Annotated in this window: 13 protein-coding genes and 6 pseudogenes; 6 read left to right on the top strand and 13 right to left on the bottom strand. The window is 67.0% G+C overall.

The features are described from left to right. Positions 1-94: 94 nt before the first annotated feature. Both WMF12_RS42975 and WMF12_RS42980 read right to left on the bottom strand, forming a co-directional pair. Positions 95-1,705 carry a hypothetical protein gene (locus WMF12_RS42975; RefSeq protein WP_437854502.1) on the bottom strand — a complete coding sequence of 537 codons (1,611 nt, stop codon included), beginning with the start codon at positions 1,703-1,705 and terminating at the stop codon, positions 95-97. Further along, positions 1,702-2,940 (bottom strand): hypothetical protein, encoded by a 1,239-nt coding sequence (locus WMF12_RS42980; protein ID WP_437854504.1) that lies wholly within the window; start codon positions 2,938-2,940, stop codon positions 1,702-1,704. Before WMF12_RS42980 ends, WMF12_RS42975 begins: the two co-directional genes overlap by 4 nt. Between WMF12_RS42980 and WMF12_RS42985 the strand changes: the two are divergent. Then, a pseudogene (locus WMF12_RS42985) lies at positions 2,904-3,428 on the top strand (toll/interleukin-1 receptor domain-containing protein); the annotation flags it as partial. The gene WMF12_RS42980 and the pseudogene WMF12_RS42985 overlap by 37 nt on opposite strands. 28 nt (positions 3,429-3,456) lie before the next feature. On the opposite strand, the pseudogene WMF12_RS42990 reads toward WMF12_RS42985, so the two are convergent. The 7 genes and pseudogenes from WMF12_RS42990 to WMF12_RS43020 all read right to left on the bottom strand — a co-directional run. Continuing rightward, positions 3,457-3,893 (bottom strand): annotated as a pseudogene (locus tag WMF12_RS42990) (transposase); the annotation flags it as partial. Between the two features lie 341 nt (positions 3,894-4,234). Further along, complete coding sequence (locus WMF12_RS42995; protein ID WP_437854505.1) at positions 4,235-5,299, bottom strand: nucleotide kinase domain-containing protein; 1,065 nt, start codon at positions 5,297-5,299, stop codon at positions 4,235-4,237. Positions 5,300-5,301: 2 nt separating this feature from the next. Continuing rightward, complete coding sequence (locus WMF12_RS43000; RefSeq protein ID WP_437854506.1) at positions 5,302-5,859, bottom strand: TIR domain-containing protein; 558 nt, start codon at positions 5,857-5,859, stop codon at positions 5,302-5,304. Continuing rightward, the gene (locus tag WMF12_RS43005) at positions 5,856-7,001 is read right to left on the bottom strand and encodes a pyrophosphatase (RefSeq protein ID WP_437854507.1); all 1,146 of its coding nucleotides are present in this window, start codon (positions 6,999-7,001) and stop codon (positions 5,856-5,858) included. Before WMF12_RS43005 ends, WMF12_RS43000 begins: the two co-directional genes overlap by 4 nt. Next, positions 6,998-7,696, bottom strand: a complete 699-nt coding sequence (locus WMF12_RS43010; RefSeq protein ID WP_437854509.1) for a hypothetical protein — start codon at positions 7,694-7,696, stop codon at positions 6,998-7,000. Before WMF12_RS43010 ends, WMF12_RS43005 begins: the two co-directional genes overlap by 4 nt. Continuing rightward, entirely contained in the window at positions 7,693-8,178 is a 486-nt protein-coding gene (locus WMF12_RS43015; RefSeq protein ID WP_437854510.1) for a TIR domain-containing protein, read from the bottom strand. Before WMF12_RS43015 ends, WMF12_RS43010 begins: the two co-directional genes overlap by 4 nt. A 5-nt stretch (positions 8,179-8,183) precedes the next feature. Then, a pseudogene (locus tag WMF12_RS43020) lies at positions 8,184-9,095 on the bottom strand (hypothetical protein). Positions 9,096-9,223: 128 nt separating this feature from the next. On the opposite strand from WMF12_RS43020, the gene WMF12_RS43025 reads away from it, so the two are divergent. Beyond that, positions 9,224-9,484 carry a hypothetical protein gene (locus tag WMF12_RS43025; RefSeq protein WP_437854511.1) on the top strand — a complete coding sequence of 87 codons (261 nt, stop codon included), beginning with the start codon at positions 9,224-9,226 and terminating at the stop codon, positions 9,482-9,484. Positions 9,485-9,514: 30 nt separating this feature from the next. Here the strand turns inward: WMF12_RS43025 and WMF12_RS43030 are convergent. From WMF12_RS43030 to WMF12_RS43040, 3 genes and pseudogenes are all read right to left on the bottom strand, one after another. Further along, positions 9,515-10,225 (bottom strand): annotated as a pseudogene (locus tag WMF12_RS43030) (hypothetical protein); the annotation flags it as partial. A 34-nt stretch (positions 10,226-10,259) separates the two neighbouring features. Further along, complete coding sequence (locus WMF12_RS43035; RefSeq protein WP_437873948.1) at positions 10,260-11,432, bottom strand: helix-turn-helix domain-containing protein; 1,173 nt, start codon at positions 11,430-11,432, stop codon at positions 10,260-10,262. Between the two features lie 199 nt (positions 11,433-11,631). Continuing rightward, positions 11,632-12,401, bottom strand: a pseudogene (locus WMF12_RS43040) (transposase); the annotation flags it as partial. A 299-nt stretch (positions 12,402-12,700) separates the two neighbouring features. Here WMF12_RS43040 and WMF12_RS43045 point away from each other — a divergent pair. The 4 genes and pseudogenes from WMF12_RS43045 to WMF12_RS43060 form a co-directional block, all read left to right on the top strand. Further along, positions 12,701-13,003, top strand: coding sequence for a hypothetical protein (locus tag WMF12_RS43045; RefSeq protein WP_437854513.1), 303 nt, complete (start codon positions 12,701-12,703; stop codon positions 13,001-13,003). A 140-nt stretch (positions 13,004-13,143) separates the two neighbouring features. Then, on the top strand, positions 13,144-13,764 hold the full coding sequence (locus tag WMF12_RS43050; protein ID WP_437854515.1) for a hypothetical protein: 621 nt from the start codon (positions 13,144-13,146) through the stop codon (positions 13,762-13,764). A 444-nt stretch (positions 13,765-14,208) separates the two neighbouring features. Further along, a complete protein-coding gene (locus tag WMF12_RS43055) occupies positions 14,209-15,408 on the top strand; it encodes a hypothetical protein (RefSeq protein ID WP_437873979.1) in 1,200 nt (399 codons plus the stop codon). Between the two features lie 171 nt (positions 15,409-15,579). Beyond that, positions 15,580-16,373 (top strand): annotated as a pseudogene (locus WMF12_RS43060) (asparagine synthase-related protein); the annotation flags it as partial. Positions 16,374-16,673: 300 nt separating this feature from the next. Here the strand turns inward: WMF12_RS43060 and WMF12_RS43065 are convergent. Next, positions 16,674-16,895 carry a hypothetical protein gene (locus WMF12_RS43065; protein ID WP_437854516.1) on the bottom strand — a complete coding sequence of 74 codons (222 nt, stop codon included), beginning with the start codon at positions 16,893-16,895 and terminating at the stop codon, positions 16,674-16,676. Positions 16,896-16,928 lie beyond the last annotated feature (33 nt).

Here is a 16,928-nt window from a genome sequence, read left to right on the forward strand (position 1 = left end):
GCACCGCCATCGCCCGACAGCTCGCTGTCGCATCGACGGCTCACCGGCGCTCTGCCGCCGCATGTCGCATGAGCGCGGCGCCTCGGCCGGCCTCTCACGCCAGCTTGCGGCTCATCTTCCGCAGCTGCTCCAGCGCCTCCACCAGGCGCTTCATCGCCGGGGGGAGCGGCACGCCGGCCGGGGCCTCGAGGTCCTGGCCCACGGCGCTGCGGAGGTCCATGCCCCAGAGCGCGCTGCTCACGTGGATGTGCGCGGGGGGCGCGTCGCCCGGGCGAGCTTCCACGCGCTCGCTGTCCCAGAACGATGCGAAGACGTACGGCTGCGTGTAGATGTAGATGCAATGCGGGACGTTCTCCCGGGTGAGATAGTCGCGGATTGCCCGGAGGCTCTCGTCCCGCTCCTCGATCAGCACGTCTCCCGTCTTGCCGCCGAGGATCAGCTCCCGCAGCGGCTCGTCCGCGAGCGCGAAGAGCTCGATGTGCTCGTAGCGCTTCGTTCGGTGTTTCATCGCCTCGCGCAGCGTCGCGAGGAACTGGCCGTGGGTGGCGCCGATGAAGCTCATCCGGTCGTGGCGGAGGAACAGCTCGACGGGGGGCACCTTCAGGGATTCGGTGCCGGGCTGGACCCGCGTCTCGACGAGGTTCCGCATCGCGCGGGCGAGCGTCTCGAGGTGAGCCTGGGTCAACACCCACTCCGGGCGGCCGAGATGGCCAGACGTGAACGCTTCCTGGCACGCCTTGCGCAACGCTTCGGGCCCGGTCCCGGCCTCGTGCCGCAGGCGCAGCGTGCCCGGGAGGAGCCGCGCGGAGTCGAGCGGGCCTTCGAGGCGCGCGCAGTCGTCCTGGAGCTGGCGCTGCCAGGGTTGGAATCGATTCACGAGTGCTCGCGCGACGATGTCGCGGGGCCGGTCTCCCTGGGGCGCCTCCCCGTCCCGCACGCCGGTCCAGGCGGCATCGAGGATCGCGATCCGGTCAGCGTCGGACGGATGGCTCGCCGAGAATGCCGTCGTTGTGAGCGAAGCTCTCAACGTCTCGACAGCGCCGGGCCCACCGAGCATGCCGGCGTACAGGTCGGCGATCACCTCCCCAACCCACTTCTCCTTCGCCCACGAGCCGAGCTCGTCGCGCGTGTCCTCCTCCTCGAGCACACGGACCACGGAAAAGGTGTCGCCCCGCGCGGCGTCCAGGTGATGCCCTAGCTCATGAAACAAGGTCGCCCACGCCCACGGCTCCTCGAGGAGGTTGCCGGGGCAGAGGACCACAGGGAGCGGCAGATCCGCGGGCGTGGCCTGCGATAGCCACGCCGCTGGGACCCGCGCGCGAGGGACGTAGAGCGGCGAGTCGATAGGCTCCACCGCCAGGATCGGCGGGGGCGGTCGGGGCGCAGCGCCGGCCGCGTGCGATATCGCGTCGAGCAGGCAGCATTGCGCCCAGTTGAACCACATGGCCTGCTCGTCGAGCCAGCTGGACGGGCGGGTGACACGCTCGAGCAGGCACAGGATCGCGTCAAGCCGCGACGTCTTGAGCGCGGCGGCAGATGCCGCATCGGGAAAGGCGAGCGCGCCGTCCGTGGCCCGGAGCGCCTCCTCCCAGGCGTGCTCCATCAGCTGCCTGTGCTCTCGCGGCGCGCGCTTCATGTCCCGGAAGAGCACTTCGCCGCGCCGGCGAAGGCGCTCGAGCCGATCTTCGTGGTCGGCAGGCATCATCGAATCGCCTTGTAGCCCTCGATGAACGCTGGCGCGAGGCGGCGAACGAGTGGGTTGCTCGCTGCCTGCTCTGCGACATCATGCCGGAACGCCTGCATCAGCGAGGGCAGCGCCGAGCAGCACGCCTGCACGTCCTGTGGACGGATGCCTGCGCCGACTGCCGGCAGCTTGACGTACCACCGGATGCCGTCGCAGAGCTCCTCGGCCGTCGCGTCGTCGAGGTTGGCGGGGAACTTCTCGATCAGGGGCCGCTCCTCGGGATGGGGCCAGGGGATCCGCTTGGTGGCCTCGAACACGCCCTCGGTGACGGTAGCCCCCTTGTAGACGCGGAGGAGATCCTCGACCGACGCCGCCACGGCCTGCGCCGCCTGCTCGACGGCCCGATCGCGCGTGCCAACGAGGAAGAGCTGCCCGTCGCAGCGCGTGTACCAGTCGTCGCCCCGCGCGTTGACGACACGTAGCCCACGTCCGCCTGCACGGTGGTCGACCTGGCCATGCAGCTCGCCAACGTGCCCGTCCTGGTCATGGACGAGCTTCACGAGCGCGCCGGCGAGCTTCTCGGACAGGTCGTTCTCCCCAGCCCACCGGCGGATCGGCGCCGCCGGCGTCCGCACGTGCCCGGCCGCGAAGCCGTCCGTGAGGAAGTGATCGGCAAACCCGTTCGTGTAGACCGCCTCATTCCAGAGCTGTGAGCGCTTCTTGCGGTCGGCCTCCTTCGCGGCTGTCGACGCGAGCCTGAGCGCCACCTCGTGCCACTTGACGTACGCGAGCGCGTTGTGCCACCCGAAGTGGCTCGTGTTCCGCAGGGCGAGCTCGGCATATTGCTTGGCATTCCACCACAGCGCCGCGTTCTCGTCGGGATACGACGTCCCCCGGAGCCCGGGCGGCAGCCCGATCCAGATCACCTCGCGCTTGAAGGACTCGATCAGATCGCTGAGATCGTTGTCCTCCCAGAGCCAGGGCAGGGCGGAGGGTTTCTCGTCGAAGAGCGCAGCCGGCGACTCGTAGAAATCCCCGGCGAAGGCCACGATCTCGCCGTACGTGAGCTCGTCGGTCGCGCTCCTCCGCCGGAAGGGCCCGAAGGACTCGACGCCCACCCGCTCCATGGCAATGCGGGAGCCCTCGTAGCCGATCCACAGGTGCTCGCCGCCCTCGAACGGCTCGGCGCCGGCGAGCACCTGGTCTCGGACGCGCAAGAATGCATGCAGCGGATCGCGGACGGCCGCTTCTTCCATGGGGCCCGAGCATACCACGATCGGCGCCGGAAGCGCCCCGGCGGGGAGCGTGCCCGGCCGTCTGCGGCGGTGGAATACGTGCTAGAGTACCTGCCCATGTCCGACGATCGTTCCGTCGAGGCAAGGGTTGTGGAGCGCAGCACCACGGCGGTGAACTCCAGCGCGCCCGCGGCCGGGGCGGCCATCGTCACCGAGCGGGCGGTTCTTCCGACGTACGCCCCGGAGCGACGTTATCGCGCGTTCATCTCCTACAAGCACCATCCTACACGCACCAGCGGAGCAGCGTCTTCGCCGAGCGGCTGGAGGCAGCGCTCATGGCCTATGCGAAGCCGCTCCTGCGACCTCCTATCCGGATCTCCCGCGACGAGCGCCACCTGCGGCCTGGCATCGATCTCCCCACCCTTGTCCGCAGTGCCCTCGAGGACTCTGAGTTCCTCGTCCTCCTGGCATCGCCGGAAGCGGCGGCGTCGGCCTGGGGGCGGGAGGAGGTGGAGATCTGGTGTGGCACGCTCCGGCGGGGACGCCCGACGCCTCTCTCAGCAAGCTGCGCTTGGCGCCCCTCTTGGCGCGATCGGTGGGATTGGGCCCGGTTTTTTCCCCCCAAGCGGCGCCTTGGTCATCGCACCGTCCATCGCCAGCCAGCTCCAGTCGATGCCGATGAACTCATCGTACGCCAGCAGCCCGCGGCGCCAGAACTCCCGAAACACGCCCGCCTCAATCCACTCAAGGAATCGTCGATGCGCTGAGGAATGGCTGCAGATACCGGTCGCATCGAGCGCCCCCCATTGGCAGCCCGTCCGGAGGACGAAGAAGATGGCGTCATTGGCCACGCGATCGGGAACGCGCGGGTTATGGCAACCGAGCGGGTGCGCCTTGCGCGGCGGCAGCAAGGGTTCCATCTCTGCCCAGATCGCGTTGGGCAGCCTCCAGCCATCATCCTTGAACTGCTTCATCTGCCGCGGTTGCGGCGTCACACGCCAATGTCAAGACGTTTGGCCAGGACCACCGCATGTTCCTGAACATAGTCTCCCAAGATCCCAGGTGCTCCCTACTGGGATAGGTTCTTAGGAAATGATGCAAAGCGGCGTAACTGGCCACGGGACGAGAACGGGCGCGGCGCGGTGGTCGCCCGCGTGCATGCTGTTGATCGCCGGGTCAACCACGACGACCGCCGCGCGGCCCCCACGTTGGTGCGTGAGGTGCCGATCGCACGGCTCGCGGACAGAACGCGCCCACGCGCGCCGTCCCGCGCCTTGAATCGTTACAGACCGTGCAACGGTTGCCGGCGCCGTTCTCATGGCCTCGCTGCCACCTCACCTGCGTGGGCAGGCCTCCGCTGGGAAGCGCTGCCCGCTTCTCCGTTCGGAGTCGTCGCGGGCACGTCGACGGTGATCCCCCATTTCGGCGGATACCACTGCGGGATCGGCGCCGGGCGCGGCGTGAACTTCTGCTTGATGCGGGTTCGCCCCGACTCGCCCTCGACGTCCGGGTGAGCCACGCGCGCATACTTGCTCACCTCGCAGAAGACGTTCTGGCAGTCGATGAGCTGAAGGCTCCGTCCCCATAGGCTCTGGAATCTCATGCCGAGCCGCTCGAACTCGGCATCCGCGCGCTCGGCCATGACTTGGATGACCTCAGCCTCCGTCAGCTCCGAGGTATGCTTGAAGCACTTCCGAATGCCGTCCCGTGCGCCAGGCCCTGCGACGACGAACTCCATCTCCGAGAAGTCGATCAGCTCGCTGTAGTTAACGTCGATCGCGAACTGAAACGCGAGGAAGTCGCCCAGCGACGGATAGCCGCGCAGCAGCTCGAAGACCGCGCGCAGCGAGGTCGCCTTGGCGAGCTTCCGCGTGGCCCCGTCGGCCATCATGTGTTCGACGAGCCGGAGGTGGTTCCGATGCTTGCGCGGGCTCCCGAACGCAGGCGACGGCATGATGTACGCCGCCGAGTAGATGCGCTGGCCGTCGCCGATGAGCCGATCCAGCACCTTCGCGTACGCATCGAACGTGAACTCTCGCCAGCTCACCGTCCCGAGCTGTGCGCGCAGTGCCTCCCACGTGTCGATCCGGTTGAAGATCTTGAACAGGATCGTTCGGAAGAAGACCTCCTCGGGTTTCTGCGAGCCCTCATAGATCACGTGGCGGATCAGGTACTGACTCACCCGATCCGAAGCGCGGTACGTGTTCGTGAAGCGATGCGCGCTGAGGATCGGGTCCTCGGTCCACGGCGGCGTGCTCCCTAAAACACGGCGCATGAACATCTCTTGGCGCTCAGACGCGAAGCGCCAGTACGTGTCGAACACGGGTGTCGTACGCAGCACCCGCCCGTTCCGGAGCTGGATTTCGTAGGGCGTTCGCATGCTCAGTCGGTCCACTCGTCGCCCGAGCGGTTCTTGCCGAACGACGCCCGAGAGTTGTCCGGGAGCGCACTGCTCTTGCGATGGTACGCCTGATGGATCCATCCCTGGACAGTGGTGGGGTCCTCCGTCCAGTTGTGGATGCTCGCGAACCCGGCCTTGATGTTGTCGTAGAGCCGAGGGGGAATGGTTTTCGGGTTGTACTTCCCACGCTCAAGACGAGTGTGATGCGCGTGGTACGCGGGCAGGAGGATGCCGAGCAGGCCAGAGCGCGGGTTCGCCTTCGTGTCCCGAATTGACGCCCCGATTTCCCAGTCGATGTGCTTCCGTTGCCAGGTCAGCGCGCCGATCAGCACGACGGTGACCGAGGTGTCACGGAGGTATTCGTCTCGGATCTTCTGCCGGATGGTCTCCGTCGGGACGTTCGGGTCGATATCACCGTCCTGCACCGAGCCCGGAACGATGGCTCCGAACGCGTTCCCGAAGCGAAGCTCGAAGATCTTCTTGTACGACTCGTCGAGCGCGTGGTGATAGCTGACGAAGACCTTGTGTCTGTTGCTCATGTCTTTCCTTGCGACGATACAGGCAGCTCCGATTTCGCCTGCTCGTGGTGTGCAGCGTGGGGTGCATAGACAAGCTGGCGCTCGACGAGGTCGAGCGTCACGCGGCCACCGCCGCCGTCGCGCAGCGCGCGGAAGATGCGGTAGCCGACGAGGATGGCGGCCTCCCACTGCCAGAGGGGCACCGCAGCGACCTCGAAGCCCTCGACGAACTCCCTGACGGTCTTCAGCAGATCAAGGTCGACGTGGTCGAGGCCCGCGAAGAACTTAAGCTGCTTCGCGCGGCTGAAGACGATCGCAGAGACGGCTTCCTCTACGATGCCCGCTCGTGCGCCGTCTTGTGCCTCGTCGATGTCCGGTCGGCTCTTGCGCTTGCTCCGCATGAGCGCGCGCACCACGGGTGACCAGCCGAGATGCACCGCATACGCGAAGTGGAAGATGTCGTGGAAGCGGTACCCATCGGGGTCCTTGATGTTGTCGGTCAGGCGGTCGCCGAAGTTGATGCCGTTGCATCGGAGGAGGACAGCCTTCTGGGAACCGCGCGAACGCTCCCGGAACTCCACATGAAGCCGCCGAGGAAGCTGCTCCTCCTCGGGGAAGCCGTCATCGAAGAGGGGCGTATACTGCCTCTCGTCCGGCCAGCGGCTTCTTGTCTTGTCCGTGTTGCGATTGGCGGCCTCGCGCAGCGAAATGCCTGCGTCCTTGCTGATCTCGCTCAGTAGAGCCCATGCGCGACGGAGGCGCGGCCTGATGTCGGCGGTGCCCGAGGAACTGATCGACGCGAGGACATCGCCCACGGATGAACCAAAGTCGAGGAACGCCGAGAGACGGGGACCACCCATCGCCGGGTTCGCGGCCCCCGCATCGCCTTCCAGTTCATCGATCAGACCGGGAGCGACGACTGCGGCCAAACGGACGAAGTACCAGAGGAAGTCGCCAACCTCCTCGAGCATCCGATTTCGGTAGACCGGATACGCCTCCCGTTCACGGCGCTCCTTCTTCAGCTCCGCGACCACGCTTCCAGCCTCGCCGATCAGGCCCGCGGCCAATAGTGCTGCGTGATCAGGTTTGCCAGCGAACCGGTCGGTCCTCTCCGCCAGCGCGGCGAACGCGTGGAGCCAACCCACCGCAGTCGCCTCGCTCATCGTTTGCTCCTTCGGGCGGTCCGTTGTCGCGCGCCACGTGTCCCTTGAATCGGCGCGCTGGCGCCGACGGCCGTGGCAACTCGCTTGTGCTTGGCGAACTCGAGCGGCTCACCGTGCACGCCCCACTTGCCCTGTTCCTCAAGCCAGGCAGCGAAAGCGGTGGCGAGCTCCACCCCAAAGATGCGATGCCCTCGCGCTTTGCAGCAGACGTCCTCGTCCGTCTTTCGAAAGGGGCGAAACCGCTTCGGAATGGTAGGCGCAGAAGCGCCCCAGTAGACGAACTTGGTGGCGACGAGTAGCCGATCGACGCCAGTGTCCCACTTGATGTTCGCCTTGTTCGGACGACCGTTCTCCAAGCTGTGATGCGAGTCAGACTGGACCCATATCTTGCCAACGCGGTGGTAGATGTTGTCCCCGTACATGACCTTGAGACTGCCGTTGAGGTTGGGGCGCTTGGCGAGAAAACGAGGGTCGTTCCAGTACGTGTCGAAGTCGAGCACTTCGCCCACCTGCATCGCGTAGATGAGGCGCCCGGCCAAGTCATACCTCGACTTGGCTCCAGTTCCGATGATCCAATCCCCGACACTCGCGCCGGCGCGGATCTTTGGCTTGCACGTCGCCAACGTGCAGAACCCATAGAACGGGTTCGGTGCGAAGCCGTAGTCGCGTGCGACGATGTACGAGTAGAGCTTCATCCGCAGCTATACCTCTTGACGACCCAGTCCGGCGTGGTGCGCGGATTGCCCGTGACGGGGTCGTCCCACCCACGAATCTTGCCGTTGATCGCGTCCACGACGCGGTCGCCCTGCCAACCAACGACTGCGGCGTCGCCGTGCTTCCGAAGTTCCTCGGGGATGTCGGCGTCGGTGGCGCCCTGCGCGAAGACTCCGACGACGTTCTTTCCCAGCTCGATCGCATACTTGATCTCCCAGTTCACCCAGTCGCTTTGCGCGGTGTCATGCGTGATTAGCACGACCAACGTGCTGGCCCACTGGATGCGGGGCGCAAGGATCTCGCGCTTGATGTAGTCCTCGTTCTGCGCTTCGTTCGGCTTATTGCTGTTAATGGATCCATCGCGCACCTCCATGCCGGCACGCCCGATGAGGTCCTTGAGCTTCGGGAGCAGGTTGTCGTCCTCGTGCACATGCGAGATGAAGATGTTCTTCTGGTCCGCCATGCTCCTCACTCCGCGTCGCCGGTGGCCACCGGCGGGTAGCATTGCTGAAGGCCGCGGAGCACGAGCTCCACGATGCGCTCTGCCGACCGAGACGTCGCGAGCTCTCGGTTCTCGTCGACGGTCAGCCCATTCCTGAGCCCGGAGACGCCGCACGCCTTCAGCTCGGAAGCGATGGAGTCGTAGTCATCCCACGTGAGTCCTCGAACCGCATAAAGCTGCTTCAGCTCCTCCGAGTGTGGAAGCGTCCGATGGTGCGCCCAGGTCAGCTCCGGGCGATGCACACCATCGCGGGCATCGAGGACGAGCCGGGCGAAGCCTCCGAACGCCCCGAGGAGATAAACCGGGTGCTGCGCTCGGATGCCGAGCAGCGCTTCCTCGAACACCCCCGGCATGCGACCCACAGAGGCATCTCCAGGGCGGCTGAGCTTCCCTCCGATCACAATGCGAGCTCCAAGTTCGGCCGTCTGGCGCTCACGCATGACTGTGAGGCGTCTCGACCAAGCGAGGCGCCGGAGGGCCGTGTCACAGGGAACCTCGACGTCCGGTCACGCGACGAAGCTCGCATCGGGCGACTCGTCGATGTCGGCGGGCCGATCGCAACATCGCACTTCGACGAGCGGACCAAGTCGAGCCTCGTCTCGGACCGTGCTGAGCGTCGGCCATGCGAGGTACGTGATGAGCTCTGGAGCGGCCTGGTCTTGACGTGAGGCGCCCCGGAGTTGCTCCACGATCGGATCGCGCAGAAGGTCCGCAAGCCGAAGGGTGTAGCCGTTGGTCTTGAGGTGCCCGCCGTAGGCCAGTCGCACCCCGGCCACGAGCAAGTAGCGAGACAGCTCGAGGAAGATCGAATCCAGGTGCGAGCTGCGCAAGCCGAGCCGGCCAAGGTCCTCGGCGCCCGAGATCGACAGCGCGACCATGAGACCTCGACATCGGAGATCGTGGGCGCGTGCGTGGCGCCCCAGAGACGTCTCGACGCGGACCCCGGTCGGCTCCAGAACGGCGAGCTCCTCGGGGCCGAGCGGCGGATCGGGGTACAGAGAACCGGTTGGCTTTTGTCGCGGTGAACGACGGTCACGAGCTCAGAACCAGCCGGAAGGATCGCGTCCCCTTTGCGCTTTCGCTGCGCCGGGCTCTCTTCGGCATAAGCGTGCCGCAAGGCCTCGCGGAGGAGGAGGTCGACGACGTCCTGTGCCTGCCCCTTCCAGCCAATGACCGGCATGTTGCCCGCGTAAGGGAAGCCGCAGACCTCCCGCTCCTGCACTGCGTCAACGATGACGACGGGACGCTGGTAGTGCTTGGCGAGTAGCACCTCGCGCCGACACCACGAACGCGACGAGTACGACTCGGTCACGATGGCGAGCAGAGCCGTATCCTCCACGCCCTTCTCGATCGCGTTGCTGCACCGCGAGCCCGTCGAGATGTCGCCGCTGTCGAACCAGGTCTTCTCAGGCTGGGTCGCGGTCAAGTGGGCGAGCAACGTCTTCACGACGCGCGGCTCGTTCTCGAGCTCCATCTTCGTGTGCCTGAGGAAGATCGTGACCGGAGGTGCGTCCTCGTTCTCGGTGCGCGGCCGAAGCCGGCGAATTAGCAGGTGAACGAGGCGCCGGGCGATGAACTTGTGCCGCTGCTCGACTTTGTCGATCGCCCACGCGCGCAGGAAGTTCGTATCACTCAAGCGAGAGTCAACGGGCCAGGCGCTTACCGTGAGTTGCACCGGGATGAATCGGTGCCCAGCAGCTTCCGTGAGCGACCGGAGCTTCGTAGCGTACTCGCCCCATGTCGTTCCGCTCTTCGTCGGACGCCGTGCGGCTGCGGCCAAATGGTCATCGGCAAGCAATACGACCAGCGCGCGGTCTGTCTCGGTAGCCACACGAGGCTCTGGCGGCTCTCGAGAGCCGTCGTCGGGCGTGAAGTAGGTGGGCACCTGAAGGCTCGATACCGCCGGGTCGGCGTTCAGCACGTTGTGAAGGTATTCCGCCGCCTCAGCGACCTCCTTCGACGCTGGGTGGAACACGAACTGAACGAGCAACGGGACCTTGGTGGTCATCGCGGGCCTCCGGCTCGTTGGCTTTTCAGTACGATCACAAGTCGCGCACCATGTAGGAGGTCTGGCCCGCCGATCGTGGCAGCGGTTGAGGGGACGGAACTGGTGGCTGCAGCGGCCTGGTCTTGTTCAGCACAGCACTGCTGCGCTGGATGTTCGCGGCCTCCCAGATGGTGCGATTCGAGCTCGGCGAGCGTGACGGGCAGCGCGAGGGCGGGCTGGCTTGGTGCCCGCCGTCTTCGCGGCGCGCGGTCGTCTGTTCCTGGATCCAGTCGTCGATGTCCGTGCGCCGGAACCGCCACTGCCCACGAACCTTGTGCGCCGGGATCTCCCCCTTCTGGGCCATCGTTTGGACGGTCCTGTCCGCGACCTCTAGGACCGTGAGTATGTCGTCGCTCATCCATTCAGGCCCCCGGGCGGTGGACGGGGCAGGCTTCCAACCGTTTCCAGAGTATGACGGCGGATAGGTCGCCATCAAGACGCGCGCGGCGTCGCGGCTCAGATTCCTTATTCCTTGTAGCCGGACCCAAGCCTCCCGCTGCTCCCCCCACGTCCCCGCGCGCAGCGTCCGCTCGGCCCCGTCGATAGCTTCGAGCGCCGGGACGGCCTCTTGGAAGTCGGGCGCGAGGAGGAGCAAGTCGAGCAACTGCGTCACCCGCGCCCGCGTGAGGCCCAGCTTCCGCGCCACGGCGGTCCGGCCGGCGACGAGGCGCCGGTCGATGGCACCCTGCGGGTGGTGCGCGAGGGCGAGCATCCGGGCGACCTTCGCGGGGCGCCGCACGGATTCGGGTTTTGGGGGCGGCGGTTGCTCAGTGAGGAGCACGCGCGAGCAGCGGCGGCGGAACAGCGGGCCAGTGAGGATGTGGCGGTCCTGCGGCATCGGCGAGTCGGGGCTGGTCATGCGGCGGCCTCCTGCGAGCGGGCGTCGGCGCTGAAGTTCACGACCTCGACGACGCCGGTGTCCTCCTTTATGCGCCGTTACGCGCACCGTGGCGACGAGCGCACGCAGCAGACACCCGCGCTTCTCGGTCGTCATCAGGCACCAGACGTTCGCGAAGTCGCGCAGCGCGCCGAGCATCCACGTCGCCTCCGCGTCGGCGACCTCGAGGTCGGCGAGGTCGTGCTCGGTCTCGGCGAGCTGCCGTTCGGCGGCGACGAGGCGATCGGCCGCGACGCCCAGCCCGGCCTCGACGAGCTCGCCCGCGAACATGGTTCCCACGCGCAAGGCCCTCGGCGCCATGTGATCCGTTACCGCCGCCCCGCCGTTGGTGCCCCGCCGCCGTCGGCGCCCCCGCCGCTCGCGCCCCCCGACCCATCTGGACGTCCCGCGCGCCCATCTGGAGACGTGGTGCGGCCTTTTGCTCAAAGTGCCGCAACCAGCGAGCAAAGTGGCGCACCCGTACGCAAGCTCACTCATCGGCGGGCGGCCTGTCGAGGAGGTCGAACAGGTCGAGCTGGACCGGCGGAGGCCGAGGTGCGGCCTGGACCGGAGGCGATCCCGGGGCGGCTCCGGATGGCGCGGCGGGCGCTTCAACGCGGGCGTCGGCTCGGTCACGAGGCACAGGAACCCGCGACCGTTCGGGAGCGGCCTCGCAGGCGTGGGAGGCTCGCGATGAGCGAGCGGCTGCGCTTCGGGGGCGGGCCCGTCCGCCTCAGCCAGGAGCGTCTCCAGGAGTTCGTCCAGGCTCCACACGTGGTCGGTGGTGCCGGCCTGAAGCGCGGGGGTGACCCTGAGCGTCTTCACGACGTGGCAGAGGTTGTAGTAGGCGTACACCAGTGCGACCGATGGGCGGTGGTGCTCGATGCGCTTGGAGAAGGCCAAGCACAGACGCCGCATGCGCCCGGTCTGGTGCCTCGTGGTGCCGTTCAGACGCTCGACGTAGGACGTCGACGCCTTGCCCGGGTCGGGCGCGCCGTAGACCACGAACTTCGTGATGAAGGGGTCGCGCGGCGGCTCTTAGCGGTGGTCGTCATCGCGACGTCCACGGCTGCCAGAGCGGTAGTTCTTCACCGTCTGCATGTAGTCGATCGACTTCCCGAACGACGCGCCGACGGCGGGGATGTACGGCGCGGAGCCGTCACTGGTCAGCTGCGGCATCACGAGCATGCGAGCTCGCAAGTCAGCGATGAAGGCGTCCGTCGTCGCCTGGTCGCGCTTGCCGACGCGGTAGGTGAGCAGCGCCAGGAAGCTGGAGGCCCCCGGGTCGGCGTCGCCGGCTGGGTGCTGGCCGTGGACTTCGAATCCCTGCACGGGCCGCACGGACGTAATGTGGTCCAGGTTGCCTGTTGACACCGCCTTTCTGCTGAGAGAACGGTGCGCTCATCCGGAAGGGGAGGAATCATGGGGTGCGGCTTGAAGCTGAAGGCGAGCGCGCTCGTGCTGTGTGGCGAGCTCGCGGTGGTGCTCGCATCGGCATGCGACTTGGCCTACACCTGCGACACAGTGGAGTCTGGGAGCGCGGGTGGATTCTATTGATCATGGCAGAAGCGGCCCTCTTCCGCGCGGCGACGCATGTTGCCTTCGATACGCCAACCACAGAGCGCCTGGTGCAGCTTGGCGCGACCAACGTCGTGCGTTCATCTGACTGCCTAATCATCGGACCGAGCCGCCGGGATCCGCACGAGCATACCCGGACGCGTGAGGCGTGGTTCTCTTCTTCATCCGAAGAGCATTCGGACACCGATGACTCAGGCGAAAAGTGGGATCGGCTGGGTTCGTCCGATGTCCGCTGGGAGCCGCCCATCATCTTGTGGTATCGGCAAGCCTCCACGAGCGGGTGAGCCTCTGGAGGACCTGTAGCTGGTTGCGCCATCTTGGAATCGCGCATCACGACGTCCTTGTCCTCGATTTTGAACCAGTCCCACTATCGAGAGCAGCGATCCAAGAGGTCTTGGCACGTCCGTTTACCTGCTCCGAGTCGGTGTCCGACCACCCGGATGAAGTTCTTCTGGACCGCCTCGACGAGGCGCAATCCTGGTCCGTTGAACGCTACGATCGGGCCGTTCGCCTCTGGGACGGCTACGTCGATGAGAACCCCTTGTTGTTCGTCGACAGCTGCATCGCCGGTGTCGAAGGCTTTGCAGAGCTCGCTCCCTTATGGGCGCTTCTCTCGCGCTTCTTCCCAAGAAAGACCGCAGAAGGATGCCTGCGTCTCAGCCGATTCGACGAGATTGTCTTTGCGCTCCTCTCGTCTGAGTGGCAGACGGCCTTGGCGTTGGCGGTTCATGAATCGGAAACGCGAATGCACCTGTGGCATCTCCGCTCCTGCACAGGGGACCTGTTCTTGGGAGACCGTCTCGCTCAATGGGCCAAGCACGGCTCGGGCGTCGCGGTGGAGCGCGCTCCTGGCCCGAAGCCGCCTCATGCTGGCTACCCCATGCTCTCGGGGGTCTATCGCCTCACCGAACGTGGGATGCGGCTCCGAGACGAGGGGCTCGACCAGCCCACGGATGCGCCAAGCCTGCCCATCGCCGGGACCGAGGCGTACTCGGCTTCTGCCCCCTGGGTGTTGCTCGAAGACGGACGGCTCGCTCGGCTGTGAAGGACATCCGCCGAATCGATCCACGAGGAATTCGATCTCGGCGAGCTCCTGAAACAAGGCACAAAATGCGCCGCGAACCGGCTTGTCATGGGTCATCATGGGCCATTGAGGGCCATGATGCGGGCCACGCGTTCGGCCCGAAGCCGAGTTGAAGCCGAGCAAAGCCGGGCTCGCGCGCTCCGCTGTTTTCTTTCTCTTCGTTGGCTTGGTCGTTGCTGCGGACACCACTATGCGATCCGGAACTTATCTGTGCGCAATGGCATCTTTGATCGCAGGCGCGCTCGGCGCCTGCGGCTCGGTCAAGATCGACAGAGACCCAGGCGCCACAGGCGCTCCCGGCGGCACGGGCGAAGCCGAGCCGTTCCCCGAGACATGCAGCGCGCCCGACATCTACCCGGTGTGCGACACCGACGCGAAGTTCTGCGGCAACGGTGTGCCGGATACGTGCGATGTCTGCTGGATCCTCGACGGCAACCCCCCCAGTGCGTCGAGGCGACCGAGGCATGCGACGGCGCCGTCAGCGAGACGTGCAGCTCCCTCGGATACGCGGGAGGCCGCACCGCATGCAGCGATACCTGCTCGATCGACGTCCGTGACTGCGACTCGTGCCTCGGGGCCCCGAACCAGCTCGCGTGCGCGCGCCCGCGCGTCGATGGATACAACGTCAGCGACATCGCGATGGCGAGCGACGAACAGGGGCTCGCCGCGGCATGGCTGAGCTTCGACGACAAAGTCCGCTTCGCCCGCTTCTCGACGAGCCTCGAGCTGGAGCGCCAGTGGGACTGCGTGGACGCGCGCTCGGCGCTGCGGGTGGCGCTCGCGCCCAGCCCCGGAGGCTTCATCATGGCGGTCGGCGGCGCGGGCGACGACCCTGAGCTGTGGCTCTACCGCCTCGATCCCGACGGAGACGAGATCGCGGTGCGTCTGATCAAGAACGCCGCCTATCCTGTGCTCGCGGCGAGGCCCGGCGCACCGCCGCTGCTCGTTTATGCGAGCACCGACGTCGCGTGGGCGCCGGCGAAGATCGTCGCCGAGCTGCTCGACGAAGACGGAGAGGCGACATGGCAAGCGACGGTCGCCGACACGGCCCATGGCGAGACGGCCGCGGCGGCCTTCGCGGATCCGGGGTTCGTCGTGTCCACCGGGGTGATCACGGACGACGGCGAGGACGCGGGAGCGACCGTGCTCGTGCCGATCGACGCGTCAGGGGAGGTCGGCCCGGCGCGCGAGCTCGCCGGCATCCGTGACGTGGCGCTCGCGCCCGCCGGAGCAGGCCGGGTCGGCGGCGTGTGGCTCGATGGCGAGCGCTTCGAGGTCGGCTGGCTCGACGGACAGGCGGCCCTCGCCGGCGACCCCGTGACGATCGCGACGCGCGACCCCGTGAAGGCCACGCAGGAGCACGCGATCACCGTGTCGAACGGCCGCGCCATCGTGGCGCTCGTCGAGGAGGAGGCGACGCAGGTCAGCCTCTTCCACGTGGACGCCGATGGCTCGCTCGCCGTCCCTCGGTATGCGTTCGCGAGAGAGCCGGCAGGGCTGTCCTGGCTCGCGGCCGCGCCGGCGGACGACGGCGCCGCGCTCGTGTGGACGACGTACGCGGAGCCAGCGAGCAGCCGGTTCGTCCTCGGCCGCGCGCGACGCTGAGGCACCCCGGCCCGGCGCCTCGGATTCCCCTGCGCCCCGATCTGAGGCGCCGTGATGACGAGCGGCGGCAGGAAGCGCACCACGCCGCCGTGGCGGCCGCCGAGCTCCACGATCATCCCCCGCCGCAGGCACTCGCGCCCAGGTGCGAAGCGCTCGTGACACGCGACCACCTACTGGGGGCACGACCGCGAGGGAAGGCTGTGCGTCGCGTCGGAAATGAAGGCGCTGGCGGGCCTCTGCGCCGATGTCGCGCAGTTCCCGCCGGGCCACCACTACGACAGCGCCACGCGCGAGCTCACGCAGTACTACCGCAAGCCGTGGCGCGACTACGCGGCGGAAGGCGCCGACGTGGACAAGCGAGAGCTGCGCGAGGCCTTCGAGCGCGCCGTGCGCCGCCAGCTGATGACCGACGTGCCGTATGGTTGCTGCTCTCGGGCGGCCTGGACTCCTCGCTGGTGGCTGCGGTGGCCGCGCGCTTCGCCCGCAAGCGGGTGGAGGACGACGACGCGTCGGAAGCGCGGTGGCCGCGCCTGCACTCGTTCGCCATCGGCCTGAGGGGCTCGCCCGACCTGGCCGTCGCGGCCGTCGCGGCCGAGGCGCTGGGCACGGTGCACCATGGGTTCGAGTACACCTTCGAGGAAGGCCTGGACGCCTTGCCCGAGGTGATCCGCCACATCGAGACCTACGACGTCACCACCATCCGGGCGTCCACGCCCATGTACCTGCTGGCCAGGCGCATCAAGGCCATGGGCGTGAAGATGGTGCTGTCGGGAGAAGGCTCGGACGAGATCTTCGGCGGCTACCTGTACTTCCACAAGGCGCCGAACGCGCGCGAGTTCCACGAGGAGCTGATACGAAAGCTGGACGCGCTGTACAACTACGACTGTCTGCGCGCCACCAAGTCGATGATGGCCTGGGGCGTGGAGCCGCGGGTGCCGTTCCTGGACGTGGAAATCCTGGGCGTGCTCGTCGCCCGCCGCGATCGCCTGGGATGCCAGCTTCGCCGCCGCGGCGGATCCGTCGGGGCGTGCGGTGGCGGGAGTGCACAACGCGGCGCTGTAGGCGGAGCTCTGGAGGAGCGACGTCGGTCGCGACAGGGAGCCGTCATGAACCCGTGCCGTACCAGATAGATGAACTGAGCGCGATAATCGAACACCGCGTCCAGAAGATCTAGCCCGAGTTTGCCGCGGCGAAGCCACAAAAATTCACGCAAGCCAGTATTCGCCGCGCGAGAGCGATACGTTGGCGTATGACCTGCGCGTGCTCTACGCGGCGCGGAAGCGCGCGAGGTCGAGGTGCTGGAAGAGCGCGAGCTGCTCGGCATTGAGATCGGAGAGCACCGTGCTGGCGCGAGGGATTCCTCCCTTTGCCGTCGTCGGAATGAGGACGGAGACTTCGTGGATGCCGGCGAGCCGTTCGATCATGCTCGCGATGCTGAGCGAGATCTCTGCCTGTTCGAGCTTCCTGCGCAAGAGGCTGAGAATCATCAGAGCCAGCACACAGATGAGCGCATGAACGCG

It is taken from the genome of Sorangium sp. So ce363 (genome assembly GCF_051520435.1).
Taxonomy (GTDB): Bacteria; Myxococcota_A; Polyangia; order Polyangiales; family Polyangiaceae; genus Sorangium; species Sorangium cellulosum_B.

Bases quoted from the DNA above. Each gene is read 5' to 3' on its own strand.
- WMF12_RS43015 (WP_437854510.1), bottom strand. From the start codon at position 8,178: ATGGCGGACCAGAAGAACATCTTCATCTCGCATGTGCACGAGGACGAC.
- WMF12_RS43000 (WP_437854506.1), bottom strand. From the start codon at position 5,859: ATGAGCAACAGACACAAGGTCTTCGTCAGCTATCACCACGCGCTCGAC.
- WMF12_RS43045 (WP_437854513.1), top strand. From the start codon at position 12,701: ATGGCAGAAGCGGCCCTCTTCCGCGCGGCGACGCATGTTGCCTTCGAT.
- WMF12_RS42980 (WP_437854504.1), bottom strand. From the start codon at position 2,940: ATGGAAGAAGCGGCCGTCCGCGATCCGCTGCATGCATTCTTGCGCGTC.
- WMF12_RS43035 (WP_437873948.1), bottom strand. From the start codon at position 11,432: ATGTTCGCGGGCGAGCTCGTCGAGGCCGGGCTGGGCGTCGCGGCCGAT.
- WMF12_RS43065 (WP_437854516.1), bottom strand. From the start codon at position 16,895: ATGATTCTCAGCCTCTTGCGCAGGAAGCTCGAACAGGCAGAGATCTCG.
- WMF12_RS42995 (WP_437854505.1), bottom strand. From the start codon at position 5,299: ATGCGAACGCCCTACGAAATCCAGCTCCGGAACGGGCGGGTGCTGCGT.
- WMF12_RS43005 (WP_437854507.1), bottom strand. From the start codon at position 7,001: ATGAGCGAGGCGACTGCGGTGGGTTGGCTCCACGCGTTCGCCGCGCTG.
- WMF12_RS42975 (WP_437854502.1), bottom strand. From the start codon at position 1,705: ATGATGCCTGCCGACCACGAAGATCGGCTCGAGCGCCTTCGCCGGCGC.
- WMF12_RS43010 (WP_437854509.1), bottom strand. From the start codon at position 7,696: ATGAAGCTCTACTCGTACATCGTCGCACGCGACTACGGCTTCGCACCG.